Origin of the sequence: Corynebacterium xerosis NBRC 16721 = ATCC 373 (assembly GCF_001552415.1) — a bacterium.
In the GTDB taxonomy this organism is placed as follows: Bacteria; Actinomycetota; Actinomycetes; order Mycobacteriales; family Mycobacteriaceae; genus Corynebacterium; species Corynebacterium xerosis.
Map to the genome: position 1 here is coordinate 14,485 of NZ_BCRD01000011.1, position 16,299 is coordinate 30,783.

The following is a 16,299-nucleotide window of genomic DNA, read 5'->3' on the forward strand; positions in this document are numbered from 1 at the left end:
TCAGTCCCGGGCGGCACGCTGCAGAAGATGGACGGCCAGGGACCACCCGGCTTCCTCGGCGTGCCACCCAGCGGCCTGCAGGCGCTGGTTGATGGCCTGCTTGCTCACGCCGAGCTCGGCGGCCGCCTCCACCTGCGTCCAGCCCGCGCGCACCAGATTGGTGGCCTCGCGCCCTTCGGGGGATCGGCGGGAGATGACGTGGTGGAGAAGGGTGAAGGCCGCTGCGATGTCGTCGGAAAGCTCCTTGCCCCCGGGATCGCCGGTGCGGATGCGGGCACGGACCGTACCCGCGCGCCCGCCCTTGCCCAACACGCCCGCAGCGGCCGTCGCCGCGGCCCCCGCATCGCCGGCCGGGGACACGCCGATGCCGATCGACCAATCCCCGGCGGCCAGCAACGCCAGCGTCAGGGTGGTCACGGCGACGGCGTCGCGCGGATGAGCCGTGAGCTCCTCGACACCCGAGGGCACCACCTTGCCCACGCCATCGAGCCGCGACAACGCGGCACCAGAAGCCCGGACGTGCTCGGCACGGCGGGTGGATCGACCACGATAACGGGCGTGTACGGCGAACATGCCCCGAGTCTATCGCCCTGACTTGACGGAATCGACGACCGGCATGCGCGCGTCGATGATCAGACCCGCCACGCCGACACAGACGAGCAGCGCCGTCACCGCCAACATGCGGTAGTCCATCCCGCCGATCAGCGCGTCGCCCAACAGCACCGTGGCGATGGTCCCCGGAGCGGATCCGGCGACGGTCGCGAGCAGGAACGGCAGCGGGCGTATCGACGTCAGCGCACAGGCGTAATTCAGCGGAGCGAAGGGCACGGCGGCGATCATCCGCAGCGACGCCACCGCCAGCCATCCGCGGCGCTCCAGTCGATGATCGAACTCCATGACGCGCCGGTATCGGACCAGCAACCCGCGCGCCCAGTCACGGGCGAAGTGCCGTACCACGAACAGCGACAGGATGGCCGAGGCACCGGTGGCCGTCAGCGCCATCGCGATGCCCGGCAGCGCGCCGAAGAGAATCCCCGACGACAGCGTGAACACGGTGCGGGGGACCGGCAACTGCGTGAACCCGACGTAGGCGAGGAAAAACACCGCGGGGAACCACGCGCCCGTGGCGTCCGCCCAGCCGCGGATCGAATCGATCGTGGGAACGTCGACGATCAGGAGGACCACGGCGGCGGCAATGCCCAGCACCAGCAACGCCAACGGGCGGGTGGAGCGGCGGCGGGCATCGGTTGCTGACACCCGCCAGAGGTTACCCCCGTTCGCGCCGTCGGCCCGCGCGGCGCTCCCGAAACGCCGGGAAACGGACGTCGTCAAGCACCATGATGCCGGTAACGGACAGGAAAACCCGGATCCGATGCGCATTCCGGGGGTGGGGGAGGATACCCGACCGAGGCGATTGCCGGAGCCTAATTAGTATTGAAACCGTGACCGGCTTCAAGCGGGTGAACGGTGTCTTCGGGCACCGGGAACCCGGTCCCGCCGGTTCCCGTCAATTCCACAACGCCGTCCATGCCCGGACGACGGGGTCCCGCCGCGAACGCGAGTTCGCGGGGACTCCGCACGTTCGGGTTTGGGGCGCATGACATGCAAGGGAGAAGGTCCGCCGTGACTGACCGAACGGCCCCCAATGCCGCCGGGACCGCGCTTCCGCCAGACTTCGAGGAGCAGCAGGCCTCGTGGTTCAAGGCAGTCGCCGGGGTATTTGCCCGGACGCGGAAGCAAGACGTCGCCGACGTGCCGTTGGACGTCTGGAAGAAGCTCAACACCACCACGTACGACGGCGTGGAAGTGCGCCCGCTGTACACCCGGGCGGATGACCTGGCGGAGGCCCCGGCCCCCGGTCAGTTCCCGTTCACCCGCGGCGCCCGCCTCAACGACGCCGACGGCGCCGGCTGGGGCGTGCGCGAGACCTTCGGCCGCACGGGCTCCGGCTCCGCCGCCGAGGTCAACGAGGCGCTGATCGGCGCCCTGACCAACGGCACCTCCGCCATCCGACTCGATCTGCGCAACGGCCTGACCGCCGCCGATCTGCCGGCGCTGCTCAAGGGCGTGTACCTGGACCTGGCCCCCATCGCCATCGAGGCGGGGGAGAACGTCGCCGAGGCCGCCGAGGCGCTGTTCGCCCTCGTCGACGCCGCCGACGTCAAGGACCCGGAGGCGCTCGACATCGAGCTGTCCGCCGCGCCGCTGACCAGCCTTTACACCGGCGCCGCCGAGGTGTCGCTGGAGAAGGCCGTCGAGCTGGCCGTCGCCAACGCCAAGCGCCCCGGCTCCGTGCGCACCCTCCTGGTCGACGGCGTCGCCTTCGCCAACATGGGCGCCACCGACGCCCAGGAGATCGGCTACGCCCTCGCCGTCGGCGCCGCGTACCTGCGCGCCCTGACCGGGGCCGGACTGAGCGTCGAGGAAGCCCTCGACCAGGTGTCGTTCCGCTACTCGGCCACCGACGACCAGTTCAACACCATCGCGAAGTTCCGCGCCGCCCGCACCCTGTGGGCGCGCGTCGCGGAGGTCGCCGGCGCGCCGGATCACGGTTCCGCCCCGAACCACGCCGTCACCGCTCCGGTGATGTTCTCCCAGCGTGACCCGTGGGTGAACATGCTGCGCGTCACCGTCGCCGCGTTCGCCGCGGGCGTCGGCGGCGCCACCACCGTCGAGGTGCTGCCGTTCGACAACGCCATCCACGGCGGCCAGCCGGGCGTGTCCCGTTCGTTCGCCGCGCGCATCGCCCGCAACACCAACCTGCTGCTCCTGGAGGAGTCGCACCTGGGCTTCGTCGCCGACCCGGCGGGCGGTTCCTACTTCGTCGAGGAGCTGTCCGACGAGATCGCCGACCGCGCGTGGAAGGTCTTCACCGACGTCGAGTCCTACGGTGGCATCGAGACCGCCGCCGACCACGTCCGCGAGAACATCGACGCCGCCTACGAGGCGCGCCGCGCCGACATCGCGCACCGCCGCACCAAGATCACGGCCATCAACGAGTTCCCGAACCTCGCCGAGGCGCCGCTGGCGCCCGAGGCCCGTCCGGTGAACGAGCGTGTCCGCCGCTGGGCCGCGGACTTCGAGGCGCTGCGCAACCGCTCGGATGATTTCCTGGCCGCGCAGGGCCGGCGCCCGCAGATCACGATGCTGCCGCTGGGCCCGCTGGCCAAGCACAACATCCGCACCGGCTTCACCGCCAACCTGCTGGCCTCCGGCGGCATCGAGACCCTCAACCCGGGCCAGGTCGTGCCGGGCGAGGCCGCGTTCGACGAGGCCGCCAAGGCCGCGCCGATCGTCGTGCTGTGCGGCGCCGACGGAGAGTACTCCGCCTCCGGCGCCGAGGCCGTCAAGGCCGCCCGCGCCGCCGGCGCCTCCGAGGTGCTCGTCGCCGGGCCGGAGAAGCTGTTCGCCGACGCCGAGGGCGATGCCCGACCGGACGGTTACCTGACCATGAACATCGACGCCGTCGCGGAGCTCTCGCGGCTGCTGGACTCCCTGGGAGCGTGAACGGACCAATGACCACCATCCCCAGTTTCGCGGACGTGCCGCGGACCGACGCGGACGCCGCACCCGCGGCGGCCGCCCCGGCCGACGCCGCCACCGAGACGTGGACGATCCCCGAGGGCATCGACGTCAAGCGCGTGTACGAGCGCGCCGACCGTGAGGCCGCGGCCTCCGAAGGCCACCCGGTGGACTCGTTCCCGGGCCTGGCCCCGTTCATGCGCGGCCCGTACCCGACCATGTACACCAACCAGCCGTGGACGATCCGCCAGTACGCCGGCTTCTCCACCGCCGCCGAGTCCAACGCGTTCTACCGCCGCAACCTGGCCGCCGGCCAGAAGGGCCTGTCGGTCGCGTTCGACCTGGCCACGCACCGCGGCTACGACTCGGACAACCCGCGCGTCACGGGCGACGTCGGCATGGCCGGCGTGGCCATCGACTCGATCTACGACATGCGGCAGCTGTTCGACAGCATCGACCTGGGCGGCGTGTCCGTGTCGATGACCATGAACGGCGCGATCCTGCCGGTGATGGCGATGTACATCGTCGCCGCCGAGGAGCAGGGCGTGCCCACCGAGGAACTGCGCGGCACCGTGCAGAACGACATCCTCAAGGAGTTCATGGTCCGCAACACCTACATCTACCCGCCGAAGCCGTCGATGCGGATCATCTCGTCCATCTTCGAGTACACCTCGCTGAAGATGCCGAAGTTCAACTCGATCTCCATCTCCGGCTACCACATCCAGGAAGCCGGTGCGACCGCCGACCTGGAGCTGGCGTACACGCTGGCCGATGGCGTCGAGTACATCCGCGCCGGCCTGGACGCTGGCCTGGACATCGACAAGTTCGCCCCGCGCCTGTCGTTCTTCTGGGGCATCTCCATGAACACGTTCACGGAGATCGCCAAGCTGCGCGCCGGCCGCATCCTGTGGGCCGAGCTGGTCAACAAGTTCGACCCGAAGAACGCCAAGTCCCGTTCGCTGCGCACCCACTCGCAGACCTCCGGCTGGTCCCTGACCGCCCAGGACGTCTACAACAACGTGGCGCGCACCGCGATCGAGGCGATGGCCGCCACCCAGGGCCACACCCAGTCCCTGCACACCAATGCGCTGGACGAGGCGCTGGCCCTGCCGACCGACTTCTCGGCGCGCATCGCCCGCAACACCCAGCTGCTGCTGCAGCAGGAGTCGAACACGGTCCGCCCGGTCGACCCGTGGGCCGGCTCGTACTACATCGAGTGGCTGACCAACGAGCTGGTCAAGCGCGCCCGCGCGCACATCGAGGAGGTCGAGGAGGCCGGCGGCATGGCCGAGGCCACCGTCGAGGGCATCCCGAAGCTGCGCATCGAGGAGTCCGCGGCCCGCACCCAGGCCCGCATCGACTCCGGCCGCCAGGCCCTCATCGGCGTGAACAAGTACCAGGTCGAAGAGGACGAGGAGATCGAGGTCCTCAAGGTCGAGAACTCGCGCGTCCGCCAGGAGCAGAACGAGAAGCTCGCCCGCCTGCGCGCCGAGCGCGACGAGGAGAAGACCCAGGCCGCGCTGCGCGCGCTGACCGAGGCGTGCCGCAACCCGGGCGAGCCCGGCGACCTGGACAAGAACCTGCTGAAGCTGGCCGTGGACTGCGCCCGCGCCATGGCCTCCATCGGCGAGATCTCCGACGCCATGGAAGAGGTCTTCGGCCGTCACCAGGCCGAGATCCGCACGCTGTCCGGCGTGTACAAGGACGAGGTGGGCAAGGAGGGCACCGTGTCCAACGTCGCGAAGGCCATCGCCATGGCCGACGAGTTCGAGGAGCAGGAAGGCCGCCGCCCGCGCATCTTCCTGGCGAAGATGGGCCAGGACGGCCACGACCGCGGCCAGAAGGTCGTCGCGTCCGCGTACGCCGACCTGGGCATGGACGTCGACGTGGGACCGCTGTTCCAGACGCCGGAGGAGGCCGCCAAGTCCGCGGTCGACGCCGACGTCCACGTCGTCGGCGTGTCCTCGCTGGCCGCCGGTCACCTCACCCTGGTGCCCGAGCTGCGCGCCGAGCTGGAGAAGCTCGACCGCGAGGACATCATGGTCGTCGTCGGCGGCGTCATCCCGCCGGGCGACTTCCAGGAGCTGTACGACGCCGGTGCCGCGGCGATCTACCCGCCCGGCACCGTCATCGCCGACGCGGCGATCGACATGATCGGCAAGCTGGCCGCCGACCTGGGCCTGGAGCTGAAGTCGGGCTCCGCCGAGGACGTCGACGCCGGCGAGGCCGAGGGCGCCTACGGCGGGGTCGACGAGTAGTCGGCCCTCGGGCGTGAACCCGGCGTTCGCGTGAACCGGGCGCGGGGTGGCCGACATGGCCGCCCCGCGCACTGGTTCGCGCAGCGCCGGAACCGCGTTCGCATTCGCGTCCGCGTTCGCATTCTCATCGCGTCCGCATCCGCGTCCGTCGTTCGCCACCTGCCCGGCCCCTTGCGGGGCGGCCCGGTGGCGGATGTCGCAGGTGGATGCCCGCGCCCCCGTGGCGTGGCGCTTCGCGTGGATTTCGGCCTAAGAAGGGGACATGACGGGCTTTCTCGAGCAAAACCTTGGCACTCTGAACACCACCGCCGGCACGGTGGTGGAGGGGCGCACGGCCGTGGCGCCGGAAGTGGTGCGCCGGGCGCGCCGCCGCATCGACATCGACGATCTCTTCGAGGGCGTCCGCGCGAACAACCGGACGAAGCTGGCGCGGGCGATCACCCTGCTGGAGTCGACGGCGCCGGCCCACCGCATTCTGGCGCAGGAACTTCTGGTCAAGCTGCTGCCCTTTTCCGGTGACGCGCTGCGCGTGGGCCTGACCGGCGTGCCCGGCGTGGGCAAGTCGACGACGATCGAGACGCTGGGCATGCACCTGATCGAGAAGGGCCACAGGGTCGCGGTACTGGCCATCGACCCGTCGTCGACGAAGACCGGCGGATCGATCCTGGGCGACAAGACGCGCATGGCGAAGCTGTCGGCCGAGGACGGCGCATTCATCCGCCCGTCGCCGTCGGCGGGCACGCTCGGCGGCGTGGCGAAGGCGACGCGCGAGTCGATGGTGGTGCTGGAGGCCGCGGGCTACGACGTCGTCATCGTCGAGACCGTCGGCGTCGGCCAGTCCGAGGTCGCGGTGGCGCAGATGGTCGATTGCTTCGCGTTCCTGGCGTTGGCCGGAGCGGGCGATCAGCTGCAGGGCATCAAGAAGGGGGTGCTGGAGATGGCCGACGTCATCTCCATCAACAAGGCCGATGGCGCGAATCTGCGCCCCGCCAAGCGCGCGGCCCGTGATCTGGCGACGGCGATGAAGATGGTGCGCGCCAAGGACGCGATCTGGACGCCGCCGGTGCTGACCATGTCGGCGCTGGAGAATGACGGCATCGAAAAGTTCTGGGCCGCCATCGAGGAGCACCGCGACGCGATGGTCCAGGCGGGCATGTTCGAGCGGAACCGTTCGGACCAGCAGGTCAAGTGGATGTGGTCGATGGTCCACGAAACGTTGCTGCAGCGCTTGGCCTCCGACGACAACGTCCGCGATGCGCAGTCGCTGGTGGAGTCCCAGCTTCGCGACGGCCAGATCACCCCGACGCTCGGCGCGGAGCGGATCATCGAGGCCTTCGATGGGGGCCGCGGCTCGACGTCGCGCGACGTCGACGCGGGGAAGTGACACCATGGCCCGCAGACTCGCCCTCGACATCGGCGCCACGACGGTCACGGCGCGCATTCGGGGCGGGCACGGCGGGTCGCAAACGGTGCTTTTCGACGGCGCGCCGTCGTTTCCCGCAGCGGTGTGCTTCGACGGAAACGGCGCGTGCGCCGGCGCCGCTGCACTGGCCGCCGGTGCGGGGGATCCGGCGTCGTACGCCGGATCGCCCTTGACGGCGGTGTTGTCCGCGCGATTGCGGTATGGGGGAGTCGAGCGGGATCCGGCGGAGTTGCTCATGCCGGTGTTGTCGCTGGCCCTCGCGCATGCCCGGGACCTCGACGTGCAGCCGCCGGAGTCGATCTCGTGCGTCGTGCCGTTGGGATCGATGGAGCGGTTGCGCGCCCCGATGTCCATGGCCGCCCGTTCCTTGGGGTTGCCGGACCCTTCGTTGATCCCCGAACCCGTGGCCGCGGTTCTCCACGCCACGGGCGGCCGCGGGTTGCCTCCCGGCGGCACCGGCGTCATCGTCGACGCGGGCGGCAGTGCCATGGAGGTCACCGTGCTGCGTGGCACCGAGTCCGGGGCGCCCGTAATCGTGGCCGATCATTCGGACCGCACGCTCGGCAGCGATGACGTGGACGCTCGGATCCTGGCGTGGCTGGGCGCATTCCTCGACCGCGACAACCCGCCCTTGGCCGCCGCCCTGCGCGCCGAGACCAACCGGACGCTGCTGGCGTCCCTGCGCGACGAGGTGCGCCGCGCCAAGGAGGACCTCGCCCGGCTGCCGGAGACCGAGATCGCCGTGACCACGCTGAGCGGGCACGGCACGGTGCGGCTGACCCGCGCGGAACTCGATCGCATTCTCGCCGACTGGTCGGCCGGGGCCCGGGCGCTGCTTGCGCGGACGCTGTCGGAGGCGGGGCTGCCGGCGAATGGTTCCGTGGGGTCCTTCGTCATCGGCGGCGGCGCCCACTTGCCGGTCCTCGGGCCCGCTCTCGCGCCCATCGCCAGGCTGACCTTCGCCCACGAACCGCTTACCGCCGCCGCGGACGGCGCGTTGATCGCCGGCGATGAGGTACTCGAGGCGATCGGGAAGATGGATGAGGCCCCTGCGGGAGCCGTCGGAAAGCGTGGCCCGGGGGCCGTCAAACCGCCGACCATGCCGAAGGTCCCCGCGATGCCGAGAATTCCCGTCAAGCCGCCGACCATGCCGAAGATGCCGTCCGCGCCCGCGACCTCGCCGTTCCTCGCGCGCACCGACCCGGTGGCCCCGCTGTTCTCGCCGGGGCCGCCGGTGCCGGAGGAGTTCGTCCGGTTCTGGCCGGGCGTCAGCCACATCGCCGCCGAAGACGCCGACGGCACCGTGTGGCAATGGGGCGAGCTGGCGATGCTGGCGTTGGTCACCAAACCGATGCCGCCGCGGCCCGTTGCGGGCGTGCCGGGGCCGGTGGCGGCCGCGTCGTCGGGCGAATCCTTCACCGTCATCGTCGATGCCCACGGCGGCGCGACGGCCTGGGGCGCGAACGAATCCAACCAGCTGGGCGTCGCCATTACCCCGGCTCCAAAGGACGCGGCCGTGCGCCCGGTGCTCCCCGCGACCGTCACGGACGTCAGCTGCGGAACATCGCACGTGCTGGCCGTCACCTCCGACGGCCACGTGCTGTCCTGGGGGCTGCCACTGGGCGGACGGTTGGGTAACGCCGCCCCGATGGACATCGCCCCACAGGCGCCCAGGCCGGTCACGTACAACGTCCGGGACATCGTGGCGGTGGCCGCCGGCCGGAACCACTCGCTGGCCCTCGACGGGTCCGGGGGCCTGTGGGGCTGGGGCCGCGACAACCGCGGCCAGCTCGGCGGCGCCGCGGGCCGGGGGTCGCCGTACCCGATGCGCTTGCCGACGTCCGTGCCCTTCGTCACCATCGTCGCTGGCAAGGACTTCTCGCTGGCCATCGACGGCGAAGGCACCGTGTGGTCGTGGGGCCGCAACGACCGGGGCCAACTGGGGCTGGGCGGACCGGCGGCCCGCGATGGCGCCGGCCGGGTGCATCTGCCCGCTCCGGCGATCCGGGTGTTCGCCGCGCAGGGGCATGCCGGCGCGATCCTGGTAGACGGCACCCTGGTCACGTGGGGCGCCAACGACCACGGGCAGCTGGGTTTCCCGGGCGCCTTGCGGTCGTTTTCCACGGTGCCGCGCCCGGTGACGCTGCCGGGCGGCGCAACGGCCGCCGATGCCGGGGGAGGCGGCGGCTACTCGGCGTGCCTGACCGTCGACGGGAAGATCTTCACATGGGGCGAGGCCCATCACGGCGTCGACGGATCGGCCGCCCGCGGCACGGGCGGCCACGTGCCGGTGCAGTTGGCGGGCCAGCCGCGCAATTAGCCGACTTCGGCCCGCTCTACCAGCTCGACGGCTCGTAGTCCTTGAGGAAGACCCCCGAGTACTTCGGGCCGCCGGTCTCGCCGGCGACGATGGGGTGGTACACCCGAGCGGCGCCGTCGATGAGATCCAGCGGCGCGTGGAAGCCCTCCTTGGCCAGGCGCTCCTTGGTCACGTGCGGGCGCTCGTCGGTGATCCAGCCGGTGTCCACGGCGGTCATGAGGATCCCGTGCTCGCGCAATTCGCTTGACGACGTCCTGGTCAACATGTTCAAAGCGGCCTTCGCCATGTTGGTGTGGGGATGACCGGGGCCCTTGTAGCCACGGCCGAACACGCCTTCCATGGCGGAAACGTTCACCACGTACTTGCGGGCGAACGTCGACGCTTCCATGGCCGGGCGCAGGCGATTGACCAGAATGAACGGCGCCACGGAGTTGCACAACTGGACCTCCAGCAGCTCGACGGGGTCGACCTGGCCGACGGTGGCCACCCAGGAATTGTGGGCGACGAGATCGGGGATCAGGCCGCCGGCGTCGACGGCGGTGCCCTCGGCGACGCGTTCGAGCGACGCCGAGCCTCCGGTCAGCGCCGCCGACACCAGCGCATCGGCGGCCGCGGAATCGGTGGGCAGCGAGTGCGTCGCGTCGGCGGGGGAGACGGCGCCACCGGAAATCGCCGCGCCGGCCGCGCCGGTCAGCTGGCCGGGGTGGATCGACGTGGTGGTGCCCAGGCTGACCCAGTGCACGGCCTCGCCGACTGCGGGGTCCAGGGGAGCGTTCTCGCCGTCGGCCAGGCCCGAGTACGCGCCGGCGGAGCGCCGCACCGTCTGGGCGGCGTTGTTGATCAGGATGTCCAGCGGGCCCGCGGCGGCGACCTCGTCGGCCAGGTGCACGACCTGTGCCGGGTCGCGCAGGTCGATGCCGATGACGCGCAGGCGGTGCAGCCACTCCGCCGAGTCGGCCTGCGCGGCGAAGCGGCGCACGGCGTCCTTGGGGAAGCGGGTGGTGATGGTCAGGTGGGCGCCGTCGCGAAGCAACCGCAACGCGATGTGCATGCCGATTTTCGCCCGCCCACCGGTGAGCAGCGCCCGGCGGCCGGTGAGGTCGCAGCGGGCGTCGCGCCACTTGCGGTTCTCGTCGGCGCACTCCGGGCACAACTGGTGGTGGAACCGATCGACGAGCGTGAACGGCTTCTTGCAGATGTAGCAATTCTGCGACCGCAGCAGCTCGCCGGCGAAACGCTCCGGATCCACCGGGCGACCGTCGACGGTCTCCGGCAGGGAACCGGCGGGCAGTTCGCGGGCCGGCTTCAGGTCCAGGCCCAGGGTCTCGTCGTCGATGCGGTCGGCGCTGCCGGTGGCGGTGGCCTCGATGACCGCGCGGTCGGCGGCCAGGCGCGCGTCGCGGGCGGCGCGGCGGCGATTGCGCTTGACCTCCTTGAACAGGCGGCCCACCGCCCGCTGCAGCGTCACCGAATCCGGGTGCTCCGGGTCGAGGTCGCCGCCGGCCTCGAGCACCCTCAGGCACGTCGCCAGATCCTCCGGGGCGATGCCCTCGTCCCGGCCGTCCACCCGCTCATCCATTCGCACGCCTCTTCCACTCGTTCGTTGCTCCGGAGAATCGTAGCCGTCGTCAAGCACGATCCCGAAAAGCCACGGGGCGGGGACCACGTACAATGCCGATCATGGATTGGCTGACGAACTTTTTCACCGACATCTCCTGGTGGCAGGCGTCAATCCTCATCGTCGATTACGCGATCAAGTTCATCGCCATCGGCGTCATCCCGGAAAACCGCAACCCGTCGTCGTCGACGGCGTGGCTGCTGGTCATCATGCTGCTGCCGGTCGTCGGCCTGCCGCTGTTCCTGCTGCTCGGATCGCAGACGATCACCGGGCGAAGAAACCGGATCCAGGCCATGGCCAACGAACTGATCCTGGAACGCACGCGCAACCTGCCGGACGTGCCCGGCCACATGGACGTCGACGAAAGCGCGGCGACGACCATCCGCCTGTCGCGGCGGCTGACCGGCATCCCGTCGGTCAGCGCCGTCGACCACGGCGTGCACACCGACTACGAAGGCACCATCGACCGGATCATCGAGGTCATCGACACCGCCGAACGCACCGTCCACGTGCAGATGTACATCTTCGCCCTCGATTCGGTCACCGAACGGTTCGTGCGCGCCCTCGAACGCGCCCACGACCGCGGAGTGGCGGTGAAGGTGCTCGTCGATCCGATCGGCTCGTACAAGTACCCCGGCTACTGGAAACTGAAGAAGCGCCTGGACCGCGGAGGGATCCCGTGGCACCCGATGCTGCCGGTGAGCATCGCCAAGCTGACGTTCCGCCGCCTGGACCTGCGCAACCACCGCAAGATCGTCGTCGTCGACGGCAAGATCGCCTTCATGGGCTCGCTGAACATGATCGAGCCGGAGTACCAGCGCAAGAAGAACCACCGCATGGGCCGGCAGTGGGTGGACACGATGATCGAGATGTCCGGCGAGGTCGCCCTGCACCTGGACACCGTCTTCGCCATCGACTGGAGCAGCGAGGAGTTCGACCCGCCCGAGGAGCAGCCGATCATGGAGGCGCCGCCGTTCAGCGCCTCCGACCGCGGCAACCTCGTGCAGGTGCTGCCGTCCGGGCCGGGCTACACGACGATGCCGAACCTACGCGTCTTCAACGACTTGATCTACGCCGCGACCGACCGGCTGATCGTGGTCAGCCCGTACTTCGTGCCCGACGAGTCGATGCTCGTCGCCATCACGTCGGCGGCCTACGGGGGAGTGCGCGTGGAACTGTACGTCAACGAGAAGTCGGACCAGTTCATGGTCGGCCACGCCCAGCAGTCGTACTACCAGGAGCTTCTCGACGCCGGCGTGATCATCTACCGGTATCCGGCGCCGAAGATCCTGCACGCGAAGTTCATGGTCGTCGACGGCGAGATCGCCGTGTTCGGGTCCTCCAACATGGACATGCGGTCGTTCGGCCTCAACTACGAGATTTCGATCCTGGCCACGCAGGGGTCCATCGTCCCGCGCCTGGAGGAGATCGCCGCCGAGTACCGCGCGGTGTCCACCGTGCTCACCCCGGAGCAGTGGGACGAGCGCCCGTGGGGCCAGCGGTACCTGGACAGCGTCTTCCGCTTGACGTCGGCGCTGGTGTAGCGGGGCACACGCACACGAAGCGGGCCCCGACCTTTTCGGTCGGGGCCCGCTCGATTCTCGCTGTGGTGTCCGGAGGGGGACTTGAACCCCCACGTCCGTTAATAGGACACTAGCACCTCAAGCTAGCGCGTCTGCCATTCCGCCACCCGGACAAGGTGGTGTTCGCGCGGCTTCCCGCGCTGACTCCCGATAATTTACCCCACGCCCCGGGGGCCGCCAAATCCGCTGGTGGGCGGCGAATCCCACGCATGTAAGCCTGCTTTGCGACGCCCACCATCCTGGCAGGCGCCCTCGCCTTTGGGCACACTGGAACCCATGAGCACACCGACGAATTTCCCCGGCCCCGATCCGTACGCTCCGCTGAAGGACCTGCCGACGTTCGAGCTGACGTCGCCGGACATCGCCGATGGTGAGCCCATCGCCGAGAAGTTCCGCGCGCCGCAGTCCGTCTCGCCCGAGCTGAACTGGTCCGGGCTTCCCGAGGGCACCAAGTCCATCGCCGTGACCTGCTTCGACCCGGATGCGCCGACCGCCGCCGGTTTCTGGCACTGGGCCGCGTTCAACATCCCGGCCGACGCCGCCGGTTTGGCGCAGGGCGCGTCCACCGAGGACGCCTCCGACCTGCCCGAGGGCACCATTCAGCTGAGCAACGATTCCGGCCAGCGCGCCCACTACGGTGCCGCGCCGCCGGCCAACCACGCGCCGCACCGCTACATGTACGCGGTGCACGCCGTCGACGTGGAGAAGCTCGACGTCCCCGAGGACGCCACCCCGACCGTCCTGGGCTTCAACCTGTACTTCCACTCGATCGCGAGGACGATCATCACCCCGTGGTGGGAGAACAAGGGGGAGTAGCCCTCCCCGCGCCTACGACGGTGCCCGGCGACCCCGCGTTCTTCGCGGAGCAGTCGCCGGGCGTCGTCGTGTCAGGGCGACTACGCGCCCGAGGTCTCGCGCCAGGGCAGTCCGGAACCGACGGCGTCGGCGATGGAATCCAGCCCATGCAGGCGGATCTGCTGCGCGATGCCCAGGTGGATGTCGCGGATCCAATCCGGGCCGCCGTAGATCAGCGGCGTATATCCCTGCAACAGGGTGGCACCGGCGGCGATGCGCTCCCACGCCTGCTGCGGCGTCTCGATGCCGCCGACGCTGATCAACGTCAGCTTCCCGCCGAGGTGGCCGTGCAGCAGCCGCAGCACCTCCAGCGCGCGGGCCGCGACGGGCGCGCCGGAGACGCCACCGGCGCCCATCTTCTTCACGATCGACGCCGGGGTCTTCAGGCCCTCGCGCGAAATGGTCGTGTTCGTGGCCACGATGCCGGCCAGGCCCAACTCCACGGCCAGGTCGGCGACGGCGAGGACGTCCTCGTCGGACAGATCCGGCGCGATTTTCACCAGCACCGGCGACGACGTCTCCTCCTGCACCGCCGCGAGAATCGGACGAAGAGTCTCCACGGCCTGCAGGTCGCGAAGGCCCGGAGTGTTGGGCGACGAGACGTTGACCACCACGTAGTCGGCCAGATCGCCGAGCTTGCGGGCGGAATCGCGGTAATCGTCGACGGCGCCCTCCAGCGGCACGACCTTGGTCTTGCCCAGGTTGACGCCGATGACGCCGTCGCCGCGCCGGTCGCGGAGGTTGACCGCCACCAGGTCCGCGCCGGGGTTGTTGAAGCCCATGCGGTTCAGCAGCGCACGATCGTCCTTGAGCCGGAACAGGCGCGGCTCCGGGTTGCCCGGCTGGGCAAGCGCGGTGACGGTGCCCAGCTCGGCGTACCCGAAGCCGACGTCCGCCCAGCAATCCGCGGCGGTGGCGGCCTTGTCGAAGCCCGCCGCCAGCCCCAGGGGACGGGGGAAATCCACGCCGAACACGGTCTGACGCAGCACCGGATCGTCGACGACCAGCAACCGCGCGATCGCCCGGCGCACCTTCGGGGCGCGCTGCAGGCGAGCCAGCCAATCGTTCATCATCACGTGGATGCGCTCCGGCGGGAGCTGGAACATCGCCTTCAGGGAAGCCTGATACGCGGCGGTGCGGATGGGGTGCGGCACGGGTGCTCCTCGGGCGCCTCGGTCAACGGGGGGTCAAGCGGGAGATTACTCGCCCTCGCCGGCGCCGGTGGGCAAGCGGTCCTCGGGCTCGCGGAGCTCCATCAGGGCGCGCTCGGCCTCCAGGTCGGTCTTGCCCTCCTCCAGCGCCGCATCGACGGCGGCCGCGTCGAGGTACTGGGCGCCGGCTCCGGACGCGGAGTACGCGACCAGGCCGCCGTCCGCGGTGACGACCAGGCCCTGGGCGTCGGCGACGGTGGGCAGCTGCGCCGCCTTCAGCGCGGTGCCCGAGGCGATGTCATAGGCGGTCAGGACGCCATCGACGGTCGACGTCACCCATACCAGCCCGCGATCGGAATCCACGGCGACGGCCCACGGCCCCTCCGGCACCGGCGTGGAATTGTGCAGGCGCACGACGTCGCCGGCGGTGTAGATCAACAGCTGCCCGCCCTTGACGTCCACGGCCGCGACGGTGCCGTCCTCGCCGACGGACGCGGGACCGACGCCGATGCCGGCGCGCAGGCCCGAACCCGGGCGGGACTCGTCGAGGATGATCTCGTGGACCGAGGTCTCCGGCCGGTTGATCTCCAGCAGCACCGCAGACTCGCGGTTCGACGGCACGGACAGCAGCTGGGAACCGTGCCGCGACACGGCGAAGTCATCGGCGTGTTCGCCGTCGGCGCCGAAGACGTCGACCCGGTCGGAATCGGCGCGGTGGCCGACGATGCGACCGTCGGACAGCCCGACGGCGGCGGTGTAGGCGGTGCCGCGGCCGATGACGGCGGTGCCGGACCCGTCCTCGGCGAGGACGTGGATGCCGTCGGGGCAGGGGAGCACGGCGACGTTGCCGGCCGGGGCGAGATCGCCGCAGGCCGCGTCGACGTCGTTGGAATCCATCGCCGGGTCCTCCGGGGTGCCGGACAGCACCTTCGACTCGGCGCGCAGCAGAATCCGGTCATCGACGCGCAGGGCGCCGGTGACGTTTTCGTCCAGGTCGATGACCTTTCCGGCGGGCTCGTCCGCCGAACCTCCGGCGGCGGGCAACGGCGTCGCGTTGCCCATGCCCGCGACCACCTCGCCTTCTGCATCGGAACCACACGCCGCCAGCGGAAGGGCCAGTGCGGCGAGGCCTGCGAGGGCGACGGACATGCGAATGCGGGAGTTGCTGCTCACGCTTGACGACGGTACCACCCGGGGTTTCCGCGGCCGCCCCCGGCTTCGGCGTTTTCGTGGGCCCCGTGGTCGCCGGCCTACAACGACACGTCGTCGAGCGCGTCGCAGATGGCGCCGGGCAGCACCAGGTCATCGGCGGCGAGCAATTCGCGGAGCTGCCCGCGGGTGCGGGCGCCCATGAGCACCGACGTCACCCCCGGGCGATCGCGAGTCCACGCCAGCGCGGCGGCCGGCGGGGACACGCCCAGGCCCTCGGCGGCGGTGCACAGCGCGCCGACGACGGTGACGCCGTGCGGGTCGAGGTAGTCCTGCACTTCGGCGTCGGCGTGCTCGGAGGCACCGCGGGAGTCCTCCGGGATCGAGTCGCGGTATTTGCCCGTGAGCACGCCCTGGGCC

General features: G+C 70.5%; 12 protein-coding genes and 1 tRNA gene. 6 read left to right on the forward strand and 7 right to left on the reverse strand.

Features of this window, described 5'->3' with window-relative positions:
• Entirely contained in the window at positions 1-573 is a 573-nt protein-coding gene (locus tag CX1_RS11780) for a hypothetical protein (RefSeq protein ID WP_046651491.1), read from the reverse strand.
• 9 nt (positions 574-582) lie between these two features.
• Entirely contained in the window at positions 583-1,257 is a 675-nt protein-coding gene (locus CX1_RS11785; RefSeq protein ID WP_046651492.1) for a TVP38/TMEM64 family protein, read from the reverse strand.
• A gap of 366 nt (positions 1,258-1,623) precedes the next feature.
• Here CX1_RS11785 and CX1_RS11790 point away from each other — a divergent pair, with 366 nt between their 5' ends.
• The 4 genes from CX1_RS11790 (at position 1,624) to CX1_RS11805 (ending at position 9,523) form a co-directional block, all read left to right on the forward strand.
• Complete coding sequence (locus CX1_RS11790) at positions 1,624-3,507, forward strand: methylmalonyl-CoA mutase family protein (protein WP_046651493.1); 1,884 nt, start codon at positions 1,624-1,626, stop codon at positions 3,505-3,507.
• 8 nt (positions 3,508-3,515) lie between these two features.
• The gene (gene scpA, locus CX1_RS11795) at positions 3,516-5,780 is read left to right on the forward strand and encodes a methylmalonyl-CoA mutase (RefSeq protein WP_046651494.1); all 2,265 of its coding nucleotides are present in this window, start codon (positions 3,516-3,518) and stop codon (positions 5,778-5,780) included.
• 262 nt (positions 5,781-6,042) lie between these two features.
• Positions 6,043-7,164, forward strand: coding sequence for a methylmalonyl Co-A mutase-associated GTPase MeaB (gene meaB, locus CX1_RS11800; protein ID WP_046651496.1), 1,122 nt, complete (start codon positions 6,043-6,045; stop codon positions 7,162-7,164).
• A 4-nt stretch (positions 7,165-7,168) separates the two neighbouring features.
• Positions 7,169-9,523, forward strand: a complete 2,355-nt coding sequence (locus CX1_RS11805; RefSeq protein ID WP_060925726.1) for an RCC1 domain-containing protein — start codon at positions 7,169-7,171, stop codon at positions 9,521-9,523.
• Between the two features lie 16 nt (positions 9,524-9,539).
• On the opposite strand, the gene CX1_RS11810 is transcribed toward CX1_RS11805, so the two are convergent.
• Positions 9,540-11,102: an SDR family NAD(P)-dependent oxidoreductase gene (locus tag CX1_RS11810; protein WP_060925727.1), complete on the reverse strand. Its 1,563-nt coding sequence runs from the start codon at positions 11,100-11,102 to the stop codon at positions 9,540-9,542.
• A 101-nt stretch (positions 11,103-11,203) separates the two neighbouring features.
• Between CX1_RS11810 and cls the strand changes: the two genes are divergently transcribed.
• A complete protein-coding gene (gene cls, locus CX1_RS11815) occupies positions 11,204-12,685 on the forward strand; it encodes a cardiolipin synthase (RefSeq protein WP_046651514.1) in 1,482 nt (493 codons plus the stop codon).
• Between the two features lie 63 nt (positions 12,686-12,748).
• Here cls and CX1_RS11820 read toward each other — a convergent pair.
• Positions 12,749-12,837 (reverse strand) — tRNA-Leu (locus tag CX1_RS11820).
• 163 nt (positions 12,838-13,000) lie between these two features.
• Between CX1_RS11820 and CX1_RS11825 the strand changes: the two genes are divergently transcribed.
• A complete protein-coding gene (locus tag CX1_RS11825) occupies positions 13,001-13,540 on the forward strand; it encodes a YbhB/YbcL family Raf kinase inhibitor-like protein (RefSeq protein ID WP_060925728.1) in 540 nt (179 codons plus the stop codon).
• Between the two features lie 80 nt (positions 13,541-13,620).
• Here CX1_RS11825 and CX1_RS11830 read toward each other — a convergent pair whose 3' ends face one another.
• The 3 genes from CX1_RS11830 to CX1_RS11840 all read right to left on the reverse strand — a co-directional run.
• Entirely contained in the window at positions 13,621-14,733 is a 1,113-nt protein-coding gene (locus tag CX1_RS11830; RefSeq protein ID WP_046651499.1) for a quinone-dependent dihydroorotate dehydrogenase, read from the reverse strand.
• A gap of 45 nt (positions 14,734-14,778) precedes the next feature.
• The gene (locus tag CX1_RS11835) at positions 14,779-15,903 is read right to left on the reverse strand and encodes a PQQ-binding-like beta-propeller repeat protein (protein ID WP_193600468.1); all 1,125 of its coding nucleotides are present in this window, start codon (positions 15,901-15,903) and stop codon (positions 14,779-14,781) included.
• Between the two features lie 77 nt (positions 15,904-15,980).
• Positions 15,981-16,299, reverse strand: a 319-nt coding sequence (locus CX1_RS11840) for an aldo/keto reductase (RefSeq protein WP_174520173.1), incomplete at its 5' end; no start/stop codon positions are given.